This is a genomic window from Actinomyces sp. (assembly GCF_030530635.1).
Lineage (GTDB): Bacteria > Actinomycetota > Actinomycetes > Actinomycetales > Actinomycetaceae > Actinomyces.
Genome location: NZ_JAUMUL010000020.1, coordinates 19,523 through 38,569 on the forward strand (window position 1 = coordinate 19,523; position 19,047 = coordinate 38,569).

Annotated in this window: 15 protein-coding genes; 2 read left to right on the plus strand and 13 right to left on the minus strand. The window is 67.2% G+C overall.

Features of this window, described 5'->3' with window-relative positions; all coding sequences use genetic code 11:
• Nucleotides 1–14: 14 nt before the first annotated feature.
• Complete coding sequence (locus Q4A20_RS06620) at nucleotides 15–1,097, plus strand: LCP family protein (protein WP_303121542.1); 1,083 nt, start codon at nucleotides 15–17, stop codon at nucleotides 1,095–1,097.
• Nucleotides 1,098–1,171: 74 nt separating this feature from the next.
• Here Q4A20_RS06620 and Q4A20_RS06625 read toward each other — a convergent pair whose 3' ends face one another.
• The 13 genes from Q4A20_RS06625 to Q4A20_RS06685 form a co-directional block, all read right to left on the minus strand.
• Nucleotides 1,172–2,275, minus strand: a complete 1,104-nt coding sequence (locus Q4A20_RS06625; RefSeq protein ID WP_303121544.1) for a glycerate kinase — start codon at nucleotides 2,273–2,275, stop codon at nucleotides 1,172–1,174.
• 44 nt (nucleotides 2,276–2,319) lie between these two features.
• Complete coding sequence (locus tag Q4A20_RS06630; protein WP_303121545.1) at nucleotides 2,320–3,324, minus strand: D-glycerate dehydrogenase; 1,005 nt, start codon at nucleotides 3,322–3,324, stop codon at nucleotides 2,320–2,322.
• Nucleotides 3,325–3,374: 50 nt separating this feature from the next.
• On the minus strand, nucleotides 3,375–4,832 hold the full coding sequence (locus tag Q4A20_RS06635) for an FGGY-family carbohydrate kinase (RefSeq protein WP_303121547.1): 1,458 nt from the start codon (nucleotides 4,830–4,832) through the stop codon (nucleotides 3,375–3,377).
• Nucleotides 4,833–4,876: 44 nt separating this feature from the next.
• Entirely contained in the window at nucleotides 4,877–5,704 is an 828-nt protein-coding gene (locus Q4A20_RS06640; protein ID WP_303121549.1) for a class I fructose-bisphosphate aldolase, read from the minus strand.
• 144 nt (nucleotides 5,705–5,848) lie between these two features.
• Complete coding sequence (locus tag Q4A20_RS06645; protein WP_303121552.1) at nucleotides 5,849–6,928, minus strand: alcohol dehydrogenase catalytic domain-containing protein; 1,080 nt, start codon at nucleotides 6,926–6,928, stop codon at nucleotides 5,849–5,851.
• A complete protein-coding gene (locus tag Q4A20_RS06650) occupies nucleotides 6,925–7,821 on the minus strand; it encodes a DeoR/GlpR family DNA-binding transcription regulator (protein ID WP_303121554.1) in 897 nt (298 codons plus the stop codon). The genes Q4A20_RS06645 and Q4A20_RS06650 overlap by 4 nt, the downstream gene beginning before the upstream one ends.
• A 149-nt stretch (nucleotides 7,822–7,970) precedes the next feature.
• Nucleotides 7,971–9,296 (minus strand): MFS transporter, encoded by a 1,326-nt coding sequence (locus tag Q4A20_RS06655; RefSeq protein ID WP_303121556.1) that lies wholly within the window; start codon nucleotides 9,294–9,296, stop codon nucleotides 7,971–7,973.
• Between the two features lie 176 nt (nucleotides 9,297–9,472).
• Nucleotides 9,473–10,408, minus strand: a complete 936-nt coding sequence (locus Q4A20_RS06660; protein ID WP_303121558.1) for a ribokinase — start codon at nucleotides 10,406–10,408, stop codon at nucleotides 9,473–9,475.
• The gene (locus Q4A20_RS06665; RefSeq protein WP_303121560.1) at nucleotides 10,405–11,346 is read right to left on the minus strand and encodes a sugar phosphate isomerase/epimerase; all 942 of its coding nucleotides are present in this window, start codon (nucleotides 11,344–11,346) and stop codon (nucleotides 10,405–10,407) included. The genes Q4A20_RS06660 and Q4A20_RS06665 overlap by 4 nt, the downstream gene beginning before the upstream one ends.
• Before the next feature lie 164 nt (nucleotides 11,347–11,510).
• Nucleotides 11,511–12,392 (minus strand): amidohydrolase, encoded by an 882-nt coding sequence (locus tag Q4A20_RS06670; RefSeq protein WP_303121562.1) that lies wholly within the window; start codon nucleotides 12,390–12,392, stop codon nucleotides 11,511–11,513.
• Nucleotides 12,385–13,470 carry an ABC transporter permease gene (locus Q4A20_RS06675; protein ID WP_303121563.1) on the minus strand — a complete coding sequence of 362 codons (1,086 nt, stop codon included), beginning with the start codon at nucleotides 13,468–13,470 and terminating at the stop codon, nucleotides 12,385–12,387. Before Q4A20_RS06675 ends, Q4A20_RS06670 begins: the two co-directional genes overlap by 8 nt.
• Before the next feature lie 34 nt (nucleotides 13,471–13,504).
• Nucleotides 13,505–15,013 (minus strand): sugar ABC transporter ATP-binding protein, encoded by a 1,509-nt coding sequence (locus tag Q4A20_RS06680; protein WP_303121565.1) that lies wholly within the window; start codon nucleotides 15,011–15,013, stop codon nucleotides 13,505–13,507.
• Between the two features lie 21 nt (nucleotides 15,014–15,034).
• Nucleotides 15,035–16,105, minus strand: coding sequence for a substrate-binding domain-containing protein (locus Q4A20_RS06685; RefSeq protein WP_303121567.1), 1,071 nt, complete (start codon nucleotides 16,103–16,105; stop codon nucleotides 15,035–15,037).
• A 278-nt stretch (nucleotides 16,106–16,383) separates the two neighbouring features.
• Between Q4A20_RS06685 and pepN the strand changes: the two genes are divergently transcribed.
• Nucleotides 16,384–18,969 (plus strand): aminopeptidase N, encoded by a 2,586-nt coding sequence (gene pepN, locus Q4A20_RS06690; protein ID WP_303121569.1) that lies wholly within the window; start codon nucleotides 16,384–16,386, stop codon nucleotides 18,967–18,969.
• Nucleotides 18,970–19,047 lie beyond the last annotated feature (78 nt).

The window sequence follows — 19,047 nt, forward strand, 5'->3', positions numbered from 1 at the left end:
TCGTCTGCCGGGTGATGAGTTCATCTGACAACTCGCCCGCAGCGGCCGGCATGCTCACCCGCGCCCACCGGGCACTTTCCGCCTGGTGGGCGCGGGTGCGTGCATGGGGACGCAGGCGGCCCGGACTCGCCGTCGTCAGCGCCACCCTGGTCGCCCTCCTGGCCCTCGCAGCCGGTGATCTCGGTCTGCTGTGGGCGCGCCTGGACCACTTCCAGGTCAACCTGCCGCACAGCCCGGCCAATGGCACCGTTATCGGGTCAAAGACCCCAAGCACCTGGCTGGTGATCGGTACCGACTCACGTACCTCCTTGCCCGACGGCCCCGCCCGCTACGGCGGCGTGGAAGATGTGGGCGAGCAGGCACGTGCCGATGTGGCCGCGCTGGTACAACCGACCGCCTCGGGCCTGAACGTACTGGTCCTGCCCCGGGACCTGACCGTGGCGCCGGGCCAGCTGTTCGATGAACGGCTGGCCACCTCCTTCCTGCAGGGCCCGCAGCACACCGTCGACGCCCTGTGCTCCGCCTACGGTGTGACCACCACCCATGTGGTCACCATAGATATGGCGCAGTTCGCCGGCATCGTCGACGCCCTAGGAGGCGTCGATGTCGAAATCGACGAGCCGGTGCGCGACCCCTTCTCCGGACTGCAGATTGACGCCGCGGGCACCCACCGCCTCAGCGGTGTGGACGCCCTGGCACTGGTCCGCTCCCGCCACCCCGAAGTGGAGCGCGACGGGCAGTGGCTCGCACTTCCGGAGCAGGAGGGCGCCGAGCGGCGCAGCCACTTCACCGGCGTGGTAATGCGCGCCGTCATGTCGTCCCTGCGGGAGCGGGCGCGCAGTCCCCTGGCGCTGCAGTCGCTCGCCTGGTCCCTGACCGGGAATCTGGGAGTCGATGCCGGCACCGGCCTGCTGGACCTGGCCCGCCTGGCCCACACCGCACGCGCCGCCGCCGGCGGGAGTGGCGAGGCCGTCAACCTGGTGAATGTGCCCGCGGACCCGGTCGGGGAGGACTTCGCCGCACCACCCAACGAGCAGACCTATGCGACCCTGGCGGAGTACGGCTACACGCCCGGCACCTGCACCCCCACCGACTGACTCGCCGAGATCGGTAGAAGTTACATGCCGAGATCGGTAGAAGTCACGCGCAGCTGCCCCGCACCGGCTGGGGATCAGCGCCGCAGGTAGTCGCCGACGGCGCGGCGCAGGTTCTCCTGGCCGTGACGCAGCGCCTCGGCCAGGGGCTCGTCCGGCGGGCCGACTTTGACCAGGTCGCTCACCCCGTGCTCGAGCAGGTTCTCCGCCCCATCCTTGATGCGCCCGGCGAAGACGACACAGGGCACGCCTGCCTCGGCCGCGACCCTGGCCACCCCCGCGGGCGTCTTTCCCGCCAGGGTCTGGGCATCCACCGATCCCTCCCCCGTAAGCACGAGGTCCGCCCCAGCAGCGGCATCGGCCAGGCCCACCGCGCGAGCCACCAGTTCCACTCCGGGCTCGAGCTGTGCCCCAAGGAAGGCTCGCAGGGCGAAGCCCAGGCCCCCCGCCGCACCGGCACCGGGATCGGATGCCTCCGCCTCGTGACCCGATATCCGGGCGACGTGGGCCAGGGCGCGATCAAGGACCGGCGCCATATCGGGGTCGACGCCCTTCTGGGGACCGAACACGGCGGTGGCGCCGTCGGGTCCGGTCAGCGGGTTGGTCACGTCGCAGGCGACGTGAATTCGGGTCTGAGCGAGTTCCGCAGGCAGACCCGTCAGGTCGACGGCGGTGATCCGCTCGAACCGATCGGGGTAGGGAGCGACGGATTCCCCGGCGGCGTCGAGCAGCCGCGCACCCAGCGCGGTGAGCATGCCCATGCCCGCGTCGTTGGTCGCCGACCCGCCGATGCCCAGCACGATCGTGCGGACCCCACGGGAGACGGCGTCCTTGAGGAGTAGTCCCAACCCGACAGTGTTGGAACGCAGCACGTCCCGATCCTTCGGGTCGATGTGCTCCAGGCCGGCGCAACTGGCCGCATCCATCACGGCGCGGGTGCCGTCGATGCCGTACGCCGCACTAATGGGGCGTCCCAGGGCGTCCACGGCCGGCACCTCGACGAACTCGGCGCCCCAGGCGGCGGTAACCGCATCCACGAAGCCCTCACCACCATCGGACATGGGCACCATGACCGTCTCGGCGTCGGGGTGCACGTCATACACCCCCCGCCGCATGGCCTCGGCGGCCTGCAGGGCCGTCATATTCTCCTTGAAGGAGTCGGGTGCCAATATGAGTTTCATGGTACGGCCCTCCTTGGCCATGGTGGCGGGGTCCCGGCCTCGCCTCAAACGGTGGTTACGGGAGTGAGTGGTTCCCGCCCGGCGAGTACGGCCATGACATTATCGACCGCCAGGCGGCACATGCGGTCGCGAGTCGCCTCGCCGGCGCTGGCCGTATGCGGTGTCAACACGACCTGCGGCCGGGCGACCAGCTCCGGATTGACGTGCGGCTCGCCCTCAAAGGTGTCGATGGCAGCGCCGCGCAGGTGCCCGGAGTCGATCGCCTCCATCAGTGCCTGCTCGTCAACGATGCCCCCGCGGGCGCAATTGACCAGGTAGGCGCCCGGCTTCATGAGTGCGAGCGTCTCGGCGTTGATCAGGTGCCGGGTCGAGGGCAGCAGCGGCACGTGCAGCGTCACCACGTCCGCGGCTGCCAGCAACTCCTCCTGGGTTACGATCTCCACCCCGTCCACGCTGCTGCCCAGCGGGCGGGTGGCGTCGGCGGCAATCACCCGCATGTCGAAGGCCAGAGCACGCCGGGCCACCGCCCGTCCGATGCGGCCCAGGCCGATGATGCCCAGGGTGGCGCCAGCGGAGACGTCCAGGCCGACGAACATCCGCGGCCCCCACACCCAGTCGTTTCCCTCACGGATGAAGCGGTCGGCCTCGACGATGCGCCGGCCCAGCGCGAGGATCAGGGCGAAGGTGTGGTCCGCAGTGGCGCCGTCCAGGACACCGGGCGTGTTGGTGATCGTGACCCCGTGGCGGGCGGCGGCGTCCAGGTCGATATTGTCGTATCCGACAGCCACATTCGCCACCACCTTCAGGTTCGGGCCGGCCGCGATGAAGAACTCCTCGTCGATGCGCTCGGTGAGCGTGACGATGACGGCGTCCTTGCCGGCGACCCGGTCCAGCAGTTCCGCCCGGGCGGGCGGCGCCTCCTGGCCGACGTCGAAGGTCGGATCGCTGTGGGTGGTGAGCTCGTGGGTGACGGAATCGGTCAGCAACCGGGCGACATATACGGACCTGGTCGGCTTCATGTTCTCCACACTATTGGTTGAATCGGTCATGAGTAAGTCCTTCCGGATGATTCAGGAATCGGCATTGAGGTCGCTCCGGGTCACAGCTGCGGCAGGATCTCCCGTCCGGTGGCGGCACACCAGGAGGCGCGGAAGGCGTCCCAGCGGTCGTCGTTGATAGCCACCCAGTCCGGTCGTGGAGACACCCGACGGGAGGCGACCTCCGGCAAGACCAGGCCGGCGGCGGTGGCGCCGCACATACCTGCCGCCCCGATGGCCGGAAGGTAGGACTCGTCCACCAGATCCAGGTCGGCGTCCAGGATGTCGGCGAGCATCTGTGGGAAGGATTCATCGGCCCCGAAGGCGCCGGTGACATAGATCGAGCCCGCGCCCTTGGGCACACAGGAGCCGAGCACCATGCGGTCTACCAGCAGTACGCCGTCGACGATGCCGCGCGCCACCTGCACCCGGCTGGTCTCGCGGGTGATGTCGATCAGCCGGGCGCAGGGAGCCTCGAACCACAACGGCCCCCGTTCCCGCATGATGTGGGGGATGAAGAACGGGGCCGTCACCGCATCCTCGCGCGAAATGTCGTAGGCGGTGCGAATCATGTCGGCCACACCGCCGCCGTCACCCCCGAAGCCGGCCACCAGTGCCCCGGTGGACAGCGCGTCACCACCGTTGGTGACCCCGTTTATCAGCCACTCCCCCGGCCGGTTGCCGCAGCGCTGCAGGGCGGTGGCCCGCGTGTCCGGCGCGTCCAGGCAGGAGTTGATGACGTGGGTGGTGCCCATGATGAAGAAGGGCTTGGTGCCGGGACGGGTGCCCAGGGCGTAGGAGGCGGCCGGGGTGTCCGCCGAGCCGACCGACACGGGGATGTCGGCGGGCAGGCCGAAGTCGGCGGCCGCCTCGGGCGTGACGGTACCGAGAATGTCCACCGCGTGTTTGATTGGCGGGAGCGTGCCCGGGTCGATCTCGAGCAGGTCGACCGTCTCCTGAATCCACCCCCGCTCCGGCTCCAGCGTGTTGAAGATGCCGGAGTAGGAGGCCTGAGTGGGGTCCAGAGCGGTCCGGCCCGTGATTCGGGCGCCGAGCCAGGTGCCGGCCATGCCGAAGGTGTCCATGCGCACGAAGGCATCGGCGTCATGGTTGCGCAGATAGGGGTGGGCCAGGGCCATGAAAGTCGACTGCGAGGGGTGGTTCCCCGTGGCCGCCACGGCTCGCTCCGAGCGCCGCTGCGAGTACTGGTTGAAGTAGTAGCGCAGGATGTTGTTGTCCCACACCACCCCCAGTCCGCAGGCCCTCCCCGCCGCGTCCAGGGGGACGGCGACCGGGCAGTGGACGTCGATGCCGACGCCGGCGGCACCGGCCAGGGCCGGCCCCAGCTCCGCCAGTGCACCGCGGATTGATTGCTCCCACGCCCCCGGGTCTACGCGGCCCTGCACCGAGCGGGAGCGCGGGTGGGCGCAGCGGGCCCGGGCGATCACCTCACCTCCGGAGTCGACGACGACGGCCTTGGTGGCCGAGGTCCCCAGGTCGATTCCGACGAATGTGCTCATCATTGAACCTCCGTCCTGTCTTGTCCTGCCGAAGCCGACGGCCGTCAGGCCAGCAGCTCGGCCGCCTGGGAGGGGGCGGCGCCGTCGTGCACCACGGCCTTGAGGGCCCGCACCATCTTGCCGGGGTCCTCGGCCTGCCAGATGTTGCGCCCGCAGGTCATGCCCACGCCGCCGGCCTCCATGACCGCGGCGGCCTGCTCCAGGACGTTGATGGGCTTGGGGGCGGGGGCACCACCGGCGGCGACGACGGGTGTGGGGACGGCGTCGACGACCTGCTTGAACTCGGCTGCGGAACCGGTGTACCAGGTCTTGACAATGTCGGTTCCGCACTCGGCGGCCGCGCGGGCGGCGTAGACGACGGATTCGGTGGAGCCCTTGCGATCTCCCCACAGCTCCCCGGAGGGGTAGGCGTGGCAGATGACCGGCATCCCCCACTTGTGGGCCTCCTCGGTGGTGGCTGACATCATCTCCAGCATGGCCACCTGGTGCTCCGAGCCGGCGGAGATGCCGATGGCCAGCGCATCGGCCCCCAGGCGGATGGCGTCGTGGACGGAAGCAACCGTGGCGTCGTAGGTGGGGTGGAAGTCGACGCAGAAGGTTGAGCCCTTGATGATGAGCGGGACCTTGACGTCGTTGTCCCACAGCAGGTGGCCGGCGATGCCCTTGAACACGGTGAAGGCGTCCGGCTCTGCGGCGATGATCCGGTTGAAGGTGTGTTTGATGTCGGCCAGGCGCGGGGCCACCCCGCGGGGGACGGCCTGGTCCAGGGCCACCGACATCATGCGGCCATCCGCGCCGAGCAGACGGCGCAGGCGCAGCTGGCGGCCGAGGGCGGGGGTGGTGCCGACGGGGTTGAGAGAGTAGACGGACATGGTGCTTCTCCTTGTGTGCTTGTGGCCCGGCCCTGCGCCGGGCCATTTGGGTGAAGTTGAGTCAGTGAGTCGAAAAAGGGTGTGTTGACCGGGACTCGCGTCACGGACGCGGGCCGGGGTTTGGCTGGGGACGGTTGCCGGGCCTCAGGCCCAGACGTCGACGCCGACGCGCATGTCGGCGCCGGAGGCTGCCAGATCGATGGCCTCCGTGGCCCGGTCGAGCGGCAGCTGGGTGCCGATCAGATCGGCCACCTTCAGCCGACCGTCGTTGATCATCGGGGCGATCTGCTGGAAGTTCTCCAGGCGGCAGGAGGAGGCGCCGACGATCTCGTATTCGTTGTAGTGGATGTCGTTGGCGACGAATTCGAGTCTGGCCTCGGAGTTGAAGCCCGCGAACACGGAGATGCGGGCACCGGGGGCGAGCACGCCCAGGTAGGGGGTCAGGGCCTCGGGGCGGCCGATGGCCATGATGACCACATCAACGCCGTCCGGGGAGAAGTCCCGGATGCGGTCGGCGATATCGTCGGTCGGCGCGAGCACCAGATCTGCGCCGGAGTCCCGGGCGATCGCATGGCGGGCCCGATTGGGCTCGACGGATATCACCCGACGCGCGCCCTGGGCCTTGGCCAGGCGGATGTGGATGAGTCCGAGGGGCCCCGCCCCGGCCACCAGCACCGTATCCGCCCCGGCGACCCGGGCCAGATTCTGGCCGTTCAGGGCGCAGGAAACCGGCTCAACAATGGCGGCCTCAAGGGCGGATACCCGGTTGAGCGGGATCAGGTTCTCTCGTGCCCGGGCGGGGACTCGCACATACTGGGACAGTCCGCCGTCGAGCTGGTAGCCGAAGGCGACGCGGTTGCGGCAGATGTTGGGGTGCCCCTTGGAGCAGGCCGAGCAGGCCCCGCACGGCACCAGCGGGTAGACGCAGACCTGATCACCCATGGACACGCCGTCGGGAAGATCTCCGCTCGCGGCAACCACCTCGCCGGCGAACTCGTGCCCGAGCGTGGAGGGCAGAGTCACATTCCGGGTCTTGCGGCCGGTGTAGATGCGCACATCGGTGCCGCACAGCAGGGCACCGGTCACCCTGAGCAGGACGTCGCCCGGTTCTAGCTCGGGGATCGGCACCTGCTCGATACGCATGTCGTTCGGGGCATGCAGGACGGCCTTTCTCATTGTGTCTTTCAGGTCGACGGTCGTATCGACAGTCGCATTGCTGGTCATGGTTCTTCCTTGGAATTATTCGGCTCTTCGAAACTCTGCTCGCCGGCGAGCAGGATGGTGGTGGCGCCGCGGTCCTCAAGGGCGTCGAGCTGCTCCTGAGTCGCCCCGGCGTCGGTAATAAGGGCCCACTCATGGGGCAGAGGCGACCAGTACGGATAGTCGGTGTCATCCTCCAGCTTGCTGGAGTCGGCGATGATGTAGACCTGAGCGGCCTGGCGCAGCATCATCGACTTCAGCCGGGACTGGTCGTAGGTGCGTGAGGCGATGCCCCGCTCGGTACTGACGGCGTCGGCTCCGACGAAGGCGATGTTCCCGTAGATGCGGGACAGCGTCATCTCGGCATCGCCACCGCAGATGGTCTCATTGATGCCGCGCAGGTTGCCGCCGAGGACGAGCACGTGCACCTTGTCCTGACCCACGAGCCGGTTGATACAGCGCAGTCCGTTGGTGACCACCGTGAGTTCGAAACGGTTATCGATGGCGGCGGCGATCCGCTCCGCGGTGGAGCCGGCGTCAAGGATCACCAGGTCACCCTCGTTGAGGAGCGAGACCGCCACCTGAGCGATCGCCTCCTTCTCGACCACGTTGGACACCTCGCGTTGCGCCATGGTCAGTTCGCGCCGTCCGGGCGCCAGGGAGGCGCCCCCGTAAGTGCGGGAGATGATCTCGTCCTTCTCCAGCAGGGCCAGATCCCGACGGATCGTGACCACAGACACGTCCAGCGCCCGGGCCAGTTCATTGACCGAGGCCCGCCTGCCCGACCCCTCACCGAGCATCTCGACCAGTCGGGCGCGCCGCCGGTCTCCCTTGGTACGGGGTTCGTCCGTGACGCCGGAGCGAACGGTGATGGCCATGGTGCCTCCCTGGTCGTTGAGAATCGCTTCTGACCGCATCGTCCCACCTCCTTTCGCTGTTGTGGCTGGTCGGTGCCGCAGGAGCGGCGATGAAGCCGTGTGGAGCCCGTCTCGCGGGGCGTAGGCTCCAGGCGGCCTGTCGCCCCGCTTCCCCGAGGGGGCGCTCGGGATGTCGGCTGCCGTTCGCCTCACACGGTGACCACGTCCCGGGAGAAGTCGATCTGCTCGACCTTCGGCAGCATGAAGGCGAAGACCAGGGCACCGAGAATGGACACCAACCCGGACAGCAGCAGCGGCAGGCCGAAGGCGCCGGTTGCCCCGTAAAGGAAGCCGATGACGATCGGGTTGAGCGCCGAGCCGATGTTGGAGAAGAAGTTCTGGGTGCCTCCGAGCACACCGACGGTGGACGCGGGAACGAAGTCCGCCGGCAGGCACCAGATGGTGACGATTGTGAAGGCGGAGCCGAAGTAGGACACCGACATCAGCGCCAGTGCCAGGGCCGCGGTGGGGACGAAGGCCGCTCCGCCGATGACGGCGCACAGCAGCATGCCGACCACCAGGCAGGTCTTGCGCACCCGAGTCACGGACCAGCCGCGCTTGAGCAGGGCGTCGTTGACCAGTCCGCCGCTCCACGAGCCGATGATGGAGCAGATCGGGGGGATCGCACCGAAGGCCCCGAGCCGGAGCAGGTCGAAACCGCGCTCATCGACCAAATAGGTGGGGAACCAGGTGAGGAAGAAGGTTACCGCGAAGTTGACGCAGAAGAAGCCGATCATCATGGCCCAGACGGCACGCTTGCGCAGCAGGACGAGCACCGGGATGGCCTTCTCGGTGCCGGCCGCGGCCGCTTGACGGGCCTCTTCATCACGGCCCTCGTTGATGATCGCCATCTCCTCCTCGCCGATCGCATCGACGAGTTCCGGGCGGCGGTACAGGGCCCACCAGCCGAGTGCCCACAGGATCCCGAGCACGCCGGCGATCAGGAACACCCAGCGCCAGCCCCACAGGCCGATGATGCCGGCGATCACCGGAGTGGCGATCGCGGAGCCGATCCGGGCACCGGAGTCGTACACGGAGGTGGCACGGGCGCGTTCCCGCTGCGGGAACCACCGTGAGACGGTCTTGGCAGATGCGGGGTAGGCGCCTGACTCACCAATGCCGAGGCCGAGTCGCAGGCCGAACAGCATGGCGAAGTTGCTCACCATGAAGGTGACTCCGGTGCACACCGACCACACGAACACCGAGGCACCGAACATGACGCGTTCTCCGAACCTGTCGATCAGTGAGCCCGCGGGGATCTGCATGATCGCGTACGACCAGGAGAAGGCCGACAGGATTAACCCCTGTTCAGCGGGCGTGATGTGGAAGTCCTGGGTCATGTAGGGCAGTGCCACCGAGATCGCGGAACGGTCGATGTAGTTGATGGCCAGACCGATGGCGCAGACGACGGCGACGACCCACCGCCAGTTGGTCTTTCCGGACCTGCGCGCCCGGATGTCTGCTGATGCCGTCATGGATACCTCCTTGTACCTCGAAACTGAACGGTCCACTCATGCAAGGAACCGTCAATGATCACACTGATCATTCGGCACCACAATCATCGCTCGGCACCGCGATCCGGTCAAGCTTGTTTGATCACTCTGTTCATTTTATCGATCGATTCGATCACTTTGCTCCGCGCGTTTAGGACTTAAGTACCGGCTTCGCCGAACACCTGTCGCTCCCCCGGCATGCTCTCCTGAGCGCCTGACCCCACCGTGGTCAATGCCCCCGCGATGGTCGCAAACCTGAGCGCGGCCTCCCTGCGCTCCCCACGCACCAGGGCGGCACACAGGGTGCCGACGAACGAATCGCCGGCGCCGGTGGTGTCCACGGCTTGCACGGGGTGTGCCGGAACCGCTTCCACGCCCTGCGGCCCCGCATACACCGAACCGGCAGCACCGAGCGTCACGATCACCTCCGGTGCAATTCGCCGGAGCCCGGCCGCCAACCGCCGCCATCCGAGGAGGCCCTCCGGCGCACGCTCATACCCCGCGTACGCAAGCGCCTCCTCCTCATTGACAATGAAGCAGTCGAACAGACCGTGCAACTCCTCCCCGTACGTCACGTGGGGGGCGGCATTCAAAACCGCCGGAACATGCATCTCACGCGCCCTCCTCCCGACGGCGAGGACGGTCTGCGCGGGGATCTCGTTCTGCGTGAGCACCAGTCCCGGACGGCGTGCGGCGGCGAGTGCCGCATCCACGGCTGCCGGTGAGAGCCTGGCGTTGGCGCCGGAAACGACCGTGGACGAGACGGTTCCGTCCGCGGTGCAGTGGATGAAGCCCAGCCCGGTAGCGGCGTCGTCCACCCGCGTGATACGCGGCTCAACGCCCACCGACTCCAGCCGGCGGAGGTAGTCACGTCCCCGGTCGTCGGCGCCGACCGCGCCGACGAATGTCACCGGGACTCCCAGACGGCGCGCCTGGATCGCCTGGTTGGCCCCCTTGCCTCCGAAACTTGTGACCCCTTCGGTGACGCAGAGTGTCTGCCCGGGCCTGGGCAACTCATCCACATACACGGTGAAATCCGTATTGAGGCTGCCGACCACCAGCACTCCGCCCGCGGCCGGGATGACGCCGGTCACGATCCCGCACCCCCGCCCAGCAGGTCCAGACGCAGCGCCGCTACCCGCAGGGCGTCCTGGGAGTCGGCGACCTCCTGGAGGCGATCCGGGTCCTGCCTTTCCAACAGGCCCAGGAGGGCGTCGGTCGCCGCCACATTGGCGCGCAGCTCTCCGGCCGCATCCTCCCGCACGGGGAAGGTGTCGAAGTAGATAGGGGCCTGATACCCGCCGCGCCGGAGCCAGTGCAGAAGCTCCAAAGTCTCCCACGGATGCACTGAGCCCACGATCATTCCGTCATCGCTTCCCCCATACCCGTCATTGAGATGGATTCCGTACAGTCTGTCGTCCGCCAGCAGGAGTGCAGCGGCGTGCGCGGGGTAGTCGCGCGCCATGATCATGTGGCAGAAGTCCAGAGTCGCCCCCACATTGGGCCGACCGATGCACTGGAGCAGGTAGAGGACGAAGCCGCTGCTCGGGATCATCGTATGGACCCGCTCCTCATAAGGCTTGTACTCAATGCTGAAGCGCATGTCCGGGTACTGGTCCGCCAGCTGTTGATACACGGCGACGAGTCTCCGGGTCGCCGTCACGAAGTCCTTCTGGAAGGCGTAGTCGTAGCCGTCATAGCCGAGCCACAAGGTGATCAGGTCACTGCCGAGGTCTTTGGCGACACCTACGCCGGCGCACACCAGCTCGTAGGCCTCCGCGGACAGTCTCGACCCCGGTCCGGTGAACTCCCCGGCGCAGAACTCGCTGCGGAATCTCACCGCGATCGAGTTCACTCCAAGTCCCGCATCCGCAAGCGCCCTGCGGACCCCGTCCACGCCGTCCTTGGCGAAGTGCTCCGGATAGTTAAGATCGACGTGGCCGACACCGTCCACGCCGCCTATTGCGGCGAGCGCCTTCGGCACGCTCATTCCCTGCTTGATGTATGAGTTGATTCTGGCCGAGTACCCCATTCGGCCCCTCCTGTTCCATCGGCTCCCATAAGCCGATACCGTGGTTGCTGTAGAAAGCCGTTCAGTAGTCGGGCCGGCAGTCGGCACCACCACCGGTCCCACAGCCCGTCGATGAACCGCCGTGGGACACCTGACGTGCCGATCCGGCAGGATCTGTCACCTCCCTACATGCGGTAGAAGTCGACCGCGGTACCGGCGAACAGGCGCCGTCGTTCCTCCCGGGTGAAGTCCGCAACCGTTGCGCCGAAGGCGGTGTACAGGGTCGGCATGTCGGAGTAGAGCGAGTCCACAGGAAAGTTGCTGGCGAACATGGACCGCTCCACCCCGAACGCGTTGATCGCGGTCAGGATCGGCTCCCTGATGGACCTCCTCGTCCACTGGTGATCAGTGGTACCCAGGGCGGAGAGCTTTACGAACACGTTCTCGCGCCGAGCCAGTTCGCGCATTCCGGCGCCCCATCGCTCCAGGTACTCCGGGTCCCGGCGAATCGGCATGCCGAGGTGGTCCAGGACGATCCGCGTGGAGGGGAAGTCCTCCGCCAGACGTGCGGCGTCGAGCAGCTGGTGGGGGAACACCTGTAGATCAAAGGACATGCCCAGCCCTTCGAGCCGCGCGAAGTTTATACGCCAGGCCGGTTCGTTCATGATCCCGTCGCGGTCGCGGTGGGCGTAGTAGGGATCCGGGTCCCAGTTGAGGATGTCACGCACCCCGCGGACGGTCGACAACTGCGCATAGCGCTCCAGCAGTGCCGGCGCGTCGTAATCCAGCAGGTCGGCCTTGGCCACCTGCACACTCCGGGAGCCCGCCAGCATGCCGTGCGCCCATTGCGCCTCGGACTCCGCCGCGGCGGCGCCGTTCTCCACGGCCACCGAGGCGATGACCGGTATCCCGGCACAGTCCGCGCGGTAGTCCTCAATGAGGTAGTCACGCCGCAGCGGCGTATCGTCGCCGTGGTACCGCGCCACGGGCGGACCGCTCAGCCAGGGATAGCCGGCTTCCAATCGGCACAGGTGATGGTGCGCATCCACAACGGGGACATCAATCATCGTCAGCTCCGGACACGCTCGTTTGCGCCACTGTGCCGGGTTGCGGCGGAGCCTCCTGATCTGTCTCCCCCACCGGGGTGGGCCGGTCGGGCCGCTTGGAGCCGCGTCGCAGGGCGGGCCAGTTCTTCCCGACCTGATCGAAGGTGACCGCTATGACTACAACGAGCCCGGTGACGATCTGCTCATAGAAACTCGGCACGCTCAGGAGTACGAGTCCGTTGGTCAGCGCACCGAGGATGAGGGCGCCGATGATCGTTCCACCGATGGAGCCCTCACCGCCCATCAGATTGGCACCGCCGATCACGGAGGAGGCGATCGCCGTCATCTGGTAGGGGGCGCCGGCTTCGGACTGCGCCGCCGAGATGCGGGCAACGACCACCATGCCTCCCAGACCTGACAGCGTTCCGGCCAGGACGTACACCCAGATCTTGACCCGGGCCACATTGACCCCCGACAACCAGGCCGTCTCCTCGCTGCCGCCCGTGGCGATGACGTTCTGGCCGAACACCGTGCGCCGCAGCAGGAACCAGCACAGTACGGCGCAGATGGCCACGGCCGCGACGGAGGTCGGTATCCCCATGACCCGAGAGTTCAGGATCATGACGAATGGCTTGGGGATGTTGTAAACGGGCAGACCGTCGGTGACGACGTAAGCCAGTCCCTGAAACACCGACATGGTTCCAAGCGTCGCTATGAACGGCGGCAGCCGTACGAGGGCGACCAGGAGCCCGTTGACCAGGCCGCACAGGGCGCCCGCGAAGAGGCCGATCAGGAAGCCCAGATACGGGTTCACCCCCTGGTTGACCATTAAGGCGGCGCTGACCATGCCCGACAGGCTGGCGATCGACCCGACCGACAGGTCGATGCCGCCGGTGATGATCACAAAGGTCATGCCGAGCCCGATAAGACCGTTGACGCAGGCTGAGATCGCGACGTCCCGTAGGTTGTCGAGCCCCAGGAATCTGGGATTGAGCATGCCGAATCCCAGATAGATCACCGCAGCGGCGATGGCGATGGTGAAGGTCTGCGCGTTCATGCGGGAGCGCCAGGCCGCAGCCTTTCTGCTTATGCTGTTCATATCCGTTTCTCATTCCCCACGTCAATCGGTCGCGTCAGGCGGCATCATCATCGACACCCACCGCGGCCGCGACGAGATTCTGCTCAGTTATGTTCTCGCCCGACAGCTCAGCAACCGCGAGCCCCTCCTTCATGACGAGGGCACGGTCGCTCAGGGCGATGATCTCGGGCATGTCGGAGGAGACGATGACGACTGCACCGCCCCGCATGGTCAACTCGTCTATCAGCGTGTAGATCTCGGCACGTCCACCGACGTCGACACCCTTCGTGGGCTCGTCGAACAGGAAGACGCGGGCATTGGTGGTCAACCACTTGCCGAGCACGATCTTCTGCTGGTTGCCGCCGGAGAAGTCGCGCGCCCGCGCCCGCACATTGTTCGACCTCAGGGCGACGGTTGCGGCCAGCTCCGAGGCGGCCGCCACCTGCCTGCGAGGCGAGACGATCCCCATTCGGGAACGCGTCATCGCCCCCTTGGGCAGGGCGAAGTTCTCATAGGCGGCCATCAGCAGAACCAGCCCCTGGTTCTTCCTGTCCTCCGGAATGAAGGCGATGCCCGCCCGTTTGGCGTCCCGGGGGCTGCGGATACGCCGGAGTCGCCCGGCGATCGTCACCTTAGCCGCGGTGCGGGCATCGGCGTGGACGATGGCGCGCAGCAACTCGGTGCGACCGGAGCCGACCAGTCCTGAAATGCCCAGTACTTCTCCTCCACGCACGTTGAAGGACACCGGGCCGACTCCCCTCGGGTGGGTGGCGGCCTCGACCGACAGCAGTATCGGCTGGGCACGCAGGTCCCTTTTGGGGCGCTGATAGTCGAGCAGTTCCCGCCCGACCATGGCCCGCACGATGTCGCGTGACGTCGTGTCAGCGATCCTCTCATCGAAGCTCGCCCGCCCGTCACGCAGAACCACCACACGGTCGGATATCCTCATCACCTCGTTCATCTTGTGTGAGACGAAGAGGATGCCCACTCGCTTCTCGTGAGCGAGCTGCCTGACCCTTTCAATCACCGCCGAGGCGTTCTGCTCAACCATCGCAGTGGTGGGTTCGTCCAGCGCCACGATCTTGGCGCCGAAGGCGAAGGCCCGCGCGATCGTCAGCGCATGTCTTTCGGCCGGGCTGAGCGTGCGCATGGGCCGGTCGGCGGCGAAGTCGAATCCCATACGCCGCACGTCACTCATGGCGGCTGACACGGCACCCGCTGCGGCCCTGCGGGCGCTGCGGTCCAGGCCGATGAGAATGTTCTGCGCCACCGTCAACTGGGGCACGATAGCGGGCTCCTGGTGGGCGATGACGACGCCGTCGCGCCGCGCCGAATCGGGGGTGTACTCGCTGCGGACTCGACCCTCAATGCTGACAGTGCCACGATCGGGGCGCACTGATCCACTCAGGATCCTCAGAAAGGTGCTCTTGCCGGCACCGTTCTCACCTGCCAGCGTGAGGACCTCGCCGTGATGCAGTTCGAAGGACACATCCGCCAGCGCCAGAACGCCCGGGAACTGCTTACGGATCCCCTCGACTCTCAGCAGCGGCTCGGAAGCACTCATGATCTCTCCTTCACCGCATGATCACGGCATACCGGTCAGGTAGTCGTTCACATTCGTCCCATCAACGACGAAGGCCGGAACATCGACAAAGGCGGGTACCCGGTTGCCGGCGAGCATCCACAGGGCGACCTTGACACCGCTGCTCCCCTCAGTCGTCGGACGTTCGGACACGGTGGCCGTGTAGCCGTTGTCATTGGCTATCTCGGTCTTGGCCTGGGGAATTCCGTCCGTCCCCACCAGGACGACCTCACCCTGCCTGCCCTTCTCCTGGATGGCGGACATGGCACCCAGTGCCATGGTGTCGTTCTGGCAGTAGATGGCCGCCAGGTCCTCATTCGCCGTGAGCATGCCCGCCGCGGTGTCCTTGGCCAGGGCCGTGTCCCACTTGGCGGTGGTAGAGGCGACGAGCTCGATATTCGGATAGTTCGCCGCGAGCGCCTCCCGGAATCCCGTGCCACGGTTCTGAGCGTTCGAGGAGCCCGGATCACCTTCGATCATGGCGACCTTTCCGCCGTCGGGAAGCCGCTGCGCGATGTACCGGGCGGCGGTCTGGCCAATGGTCGTGGCGTCGGGGCCGACGTATACCGTGCCCGCGACGGAACTGGCGGCATCATTGAGGATGATTACTGGGATGCCCTGAGAGATGGCGTTGTCGAACACCGAGTCCAGCGCCGTGGCCGAGATCGGGGAGGCCAGGATGGCCGAGCATCCCGAACGCATCGCCGACTGGGCCTTATCCAGTTGCTCGGTGATCGATGCCTCGTCATTGACGGCATAGGTCTCGTACTCCACGCCGTACTCCTGCGCCGCCTGTTCGAAACCGTCGCGTTCGAAGCTCCAGTACTCGTTCGACAGCGTCCTGGTGATGTAGCACAGGCGGATCTCGGAGTCGCCGCTCGGGTCGCCTAGTTCATCCTCGATGTCCTCAATGGGCCTCTTGCCCTCCGCGTCCACCAGGGAGACGACATCCACCCCGCCTGAGCCGGCGGTTCCGGACCCGCCCTCGTCGGCCGGGGTGCAGGCCCCGAGCAGACCCGTCGACACTGCGGCCGCGCACAGTACGGCCAGGTACTTGGATCGAAGACTGTTCATGTGACCACGACTTCCTCGTTGAAGGCGCTCCGCATCGGTGCGGTCAGCGCGGGTAGTTAAATGATTACATCGATCGCATACACCGCGCAAGATGCAAATATCGATCCCTCCGATCGCACTCAATCGATCACACCGATCACTTTCGTCCAATCGATCCATATGGTGTCCTGCCGTCACGATTTCCGGTCCCCGGCGCTCAGTGGGACAATGTGCGGGATGACGCGGACCCGCTCCGCCATCCTCCGGAACACCGACCATCACCGATCGAAGGAGCTTTCGTGCCCGGTCAGAACCTCACCCGCGAGGAGGCGGCGGCCCGTGCCGCCGTCATCTCCACCGACAGCTACGACGTCGTTCTGGATCTGTCCGGCGCCGCAGACCCCGCCAAGACCACCTTCCGATCCACCACGACGGTCCGCTTCGCCGCGACTCCGGGCGCCTCGACCTTCATCGATCTGATCGCCCCCGCCGTCCACTCGGTGACACTCAACGGCGCGACACTCGACCCCAAGCGGGCCTTCGCCGACTCGCGTATCGCACTGGCGGACCTACAGGCGGACAACGAGCTGACCGTCGTCGCCGACTGCGCCTACATGCACACCGGTGAGGGCCTGCACCGCTTCACCGACCCGGCCGACGGCGAGACCTACCTGTACACCCAGTTCGAGGTGCCCGACGCCCGGCGCGTCTTCACCGTCTTTGAGCAGCCCGATCTGAAGGCGACCTTCCGCTTCACCGTCACCGTGCCGGAGGGCTGGACGGTGCTGTCTAATTCCCCCACCCCCGCGCCCACGGCGGCCGCCGACGGCGCACACACCTTCGCCTTTGACCCCTGCGAGCGCATCAGCTCCTACATCACGGCCATCGTGGCCGGCCCCTATATCGGAGTCACCGACGTCTACACGGCCGCCGACGGCCGTACCGTCCCCCTGGGCGTGTACTGCCGCAGGAGCCTGGCGGAGTTCATGGACGCCGAGGAGATCCTGGCGATCACCAAGGCCGGCTTCGCCTACTACGAGGAGCTGTTCGGCACTCCGTACGCCTTCACCAAGTACGACCAGGCATTCGTGCCCGAGTTCAACGCCGGTGCTATGGAGAACGCCGGCATCGTCACCCACCGCGACGACTACATCTTCCGCTCCCGGCCCGTTGAGGCACGCGTCGAGCGCCGCGCCGAGACCATCCTGCACGAGCTGGCACACATGTGGTTCGGGGACCTGGTCACCATGAAGTGGTGGGACGACCTATGGCTGAACGAGTCCTTCGCCGAGTACTGCTCCACGCTCGCCGTCGCCGAGGCGACCCGCTGGACGGACGCCTGGACCACCTTCCAGGTGTTGGAGAAGAACTGGGCGTACAACCAGGACCAGCTCTCCTCCACCCACCCGATCGCCGCGGACATCAACGATCTGCACGATGTGGAGGTCAACTTCGACGGCATCACCTACGCCAAGGGCGCCTCCGTACTGTCCGCGCTGGTGGCCTACGTGGGACGCGAGTCCTTCTTCGCCGGCATCAAGAACTACCTGGCGGCGCACGCCTACGCCAACGCGACCCTGGCGGATCTGCTCGGCGAACTCGAGCGGGTCTCCGGCCGCGACCTGTCCGCCTGGACCCGCGTGTGGCTGCAGGAGGCCGGGGTGACCACCCTGCGCCTGGAGCTGACCACCGGCGCCGACGACGTGATCACCTCCGCCACGATCGTGCAGGAGGTACCGGACGGCTCCCCCGCCTCACTGCGCCCCCACCGGGTGGTGCTCGGCTCCTACACGCTCGGAGCACAGGAGTCGGCAACGCTGGAGCGCACTGGCCGCATCGAGTTGGATGTGGCCGGCGCCCGCACCGAGGTGCCCGAACTGGTGGGAACCACCCGCCCCGACGTCCTCCTGCTCAATGACGAGGACCTCACCTACGCCAAGGTGCGGATAGACGACGCCTCCCTCGCCGCCGGCCTGGACCACGTGGACGCCTTCACCGCCTCGCTGCCGCGCTCGCTGCTGATTGCCAGCGCCTGGGACATGGTGCGTGACGGCGAGTTCCCGGCCACCGGCTTCCTCGCCGCCGCGCTGCGGGCATTGCGTACCGAGACGCATTCCAGCGTCGTGCAGGGGCTGCTGGCGCGGGTGACGACCTGCCTGTCGACCTACCTGCCGCCGTCCACGCGCCGCGACGCCGCCGCCACCACCACCGACACGCTGCTCGGCCTGGCGCGCACCGCCGAAGCGGGCAGTGACAAGCAGTTGCAGCTGGTGCGCGCCGTCGCCGTCCACGCCGTCGCCCCCGCCCAGCTCGACGCCGTCGCGGCCTGGCTGGACGGATCCGCAACCCTGCCGGGCCTGGTGGTGGACCAGGACCTGCGCTGGGAGCTGCTGGTAGGCCTGGTGGCCGCCGGGCGGCGGGGCCAGGCGGAGATCGCCGTGGAGGAGGCACGCGACCGCACTACGACGGGCCGCGAGCGCGCCGCCCAGGCGCGTGCCGCCGTGCCCACGCCCGAGACGAAGGCCGCCGCCTGGCGCGAGCTGGTGGACAACGCCGCCCTGCCCAACGAGACGCAGGTGAAGATGCTCGCCGGCTTCAACATGGTCGAGCGCGACCCCGAGCTGCTCGTGCCCTACGTATCCGAGTATGTCAAGGAGGCCGAGGGCATCTGGAACTCCCGCACCTTCCACATGGCTGAGAACCTGCTGGCCCGGCTGTGGTCCTGCGCCACGGTGGGCCTACCCGGCCTCGACCCGGCAACGGCCCTGGAGGACTGGCTTGCGGCCCATGCGGACGCCCCCGCGGCCTTCCGCCGCATCGTACAGGAGAATCTGGACGACACCCGCCGGGTGATGAACGTTCAGGCCTGCACCCGCCCGCAATGAGCTGAGAGCAATACCGACCCCCTCCCCCTCGCCGAGATCGGTAGAAGTTACGTACCGAGATCGGTCGAAACGGCGGCA

Excerpts from the sequence above, each read along its gene's own strand:
- Q4A20_RS06625 (WP_303121544.1), bottom strand. The coding sequence starts at position 2,275 with ATGAAACTCATATTGGCACCCGACTCCTTCAAGGAGAATATGACGGCC.
- Q4A20_RS06685 (WP_303121567.1), bottom strand. The coding sequence starts at position 16,105 with ATGAACAGTCTTCGATCCAAGTACCTGGCCGTACTGTGCGCGGCCGCA.
- Q4A20_RS06640 (WP_303121549.1), bottom strand. The coding sequence starts at position 5,704 with ATGTCCGTCTACTCTCTCAACCCCGTCGGCACCACCCCCGCCCTCGGC.
- Q4A20_RS06665 (WP_303121560.1), bottom strand. The coding sequence starts at position 11,346 with ATGGGGTACTCGGCCAGAATCAACTCATACATCAAGCAGGGAATGAGC.
- Q4A20_RS06635 (WP_303121547.1), bottom strand. The coding sequence starts at position 4,832 with ATGAGCACATTCGTCGGAATCGACCTGGGGACCTCGGCCACCAAGGCC.
- Q4A20_RS06670 (WP_303121562.1), bottom strand. The coding sequence starts at position 12,392 with ATGATTGATGTCCCCGTTGTGGATGCGCACCATCACCTGTGCCGATTG.
- Q4A20_RS06645 (WP_303121552.1), bottom strand. The coding sequence starts at position 6,928 with ATGACCAGCAATGCGACTGTCGATACGACCGTCGACCTGAAAGACACA.
- Q4A20_RS06630 (WP_303121545.1), bottom strand. The coding sequence starts at position 3,324 with ATGACCGATTCAACCAATAGTGTGGAGAACATGAAGCCGACCAGGTCC.
- Q4A20_RS06650 (WP_303121554.1), bottom strand. The coding sequence starts at position 7,821 with ATGCGGTCAGAAGCGATTCTCAACGACCAGGGAGGCACCATGGCCATC.
- Q4A20_RS06620 (WP_303121542.1), top strand. The coding sequence starts at position 15 with ATGAGTTCATCTGACAACTCGCCCGCAGCGGCCGGCATGCTCACCCGC.
- Q4A20_RS06655 (WP_303121556.1), bottom strand. The coding sequence starts at position 9,296 with ATGACGGCATCAGCAGACATCCGGGCGCGCAGGTCCGGAAAGACCAAC.
- Q4A20_RS06680 (WP_303121565.1), bottom strand. The coding sequence starts at position 15,013 with ATGAGTGCTTCCGAGCCGCTGCTGAGAGTCGAGGGGATCCGTAAGCAG.
- Q4A20_RS06675 (WP_303121563.1), bottom strand. The coding sequence starts at position 13,470 with ATGAACAGCATAAGCAGAAAGGCTGCGGCCTGGCGCTCCCGCATGAAC.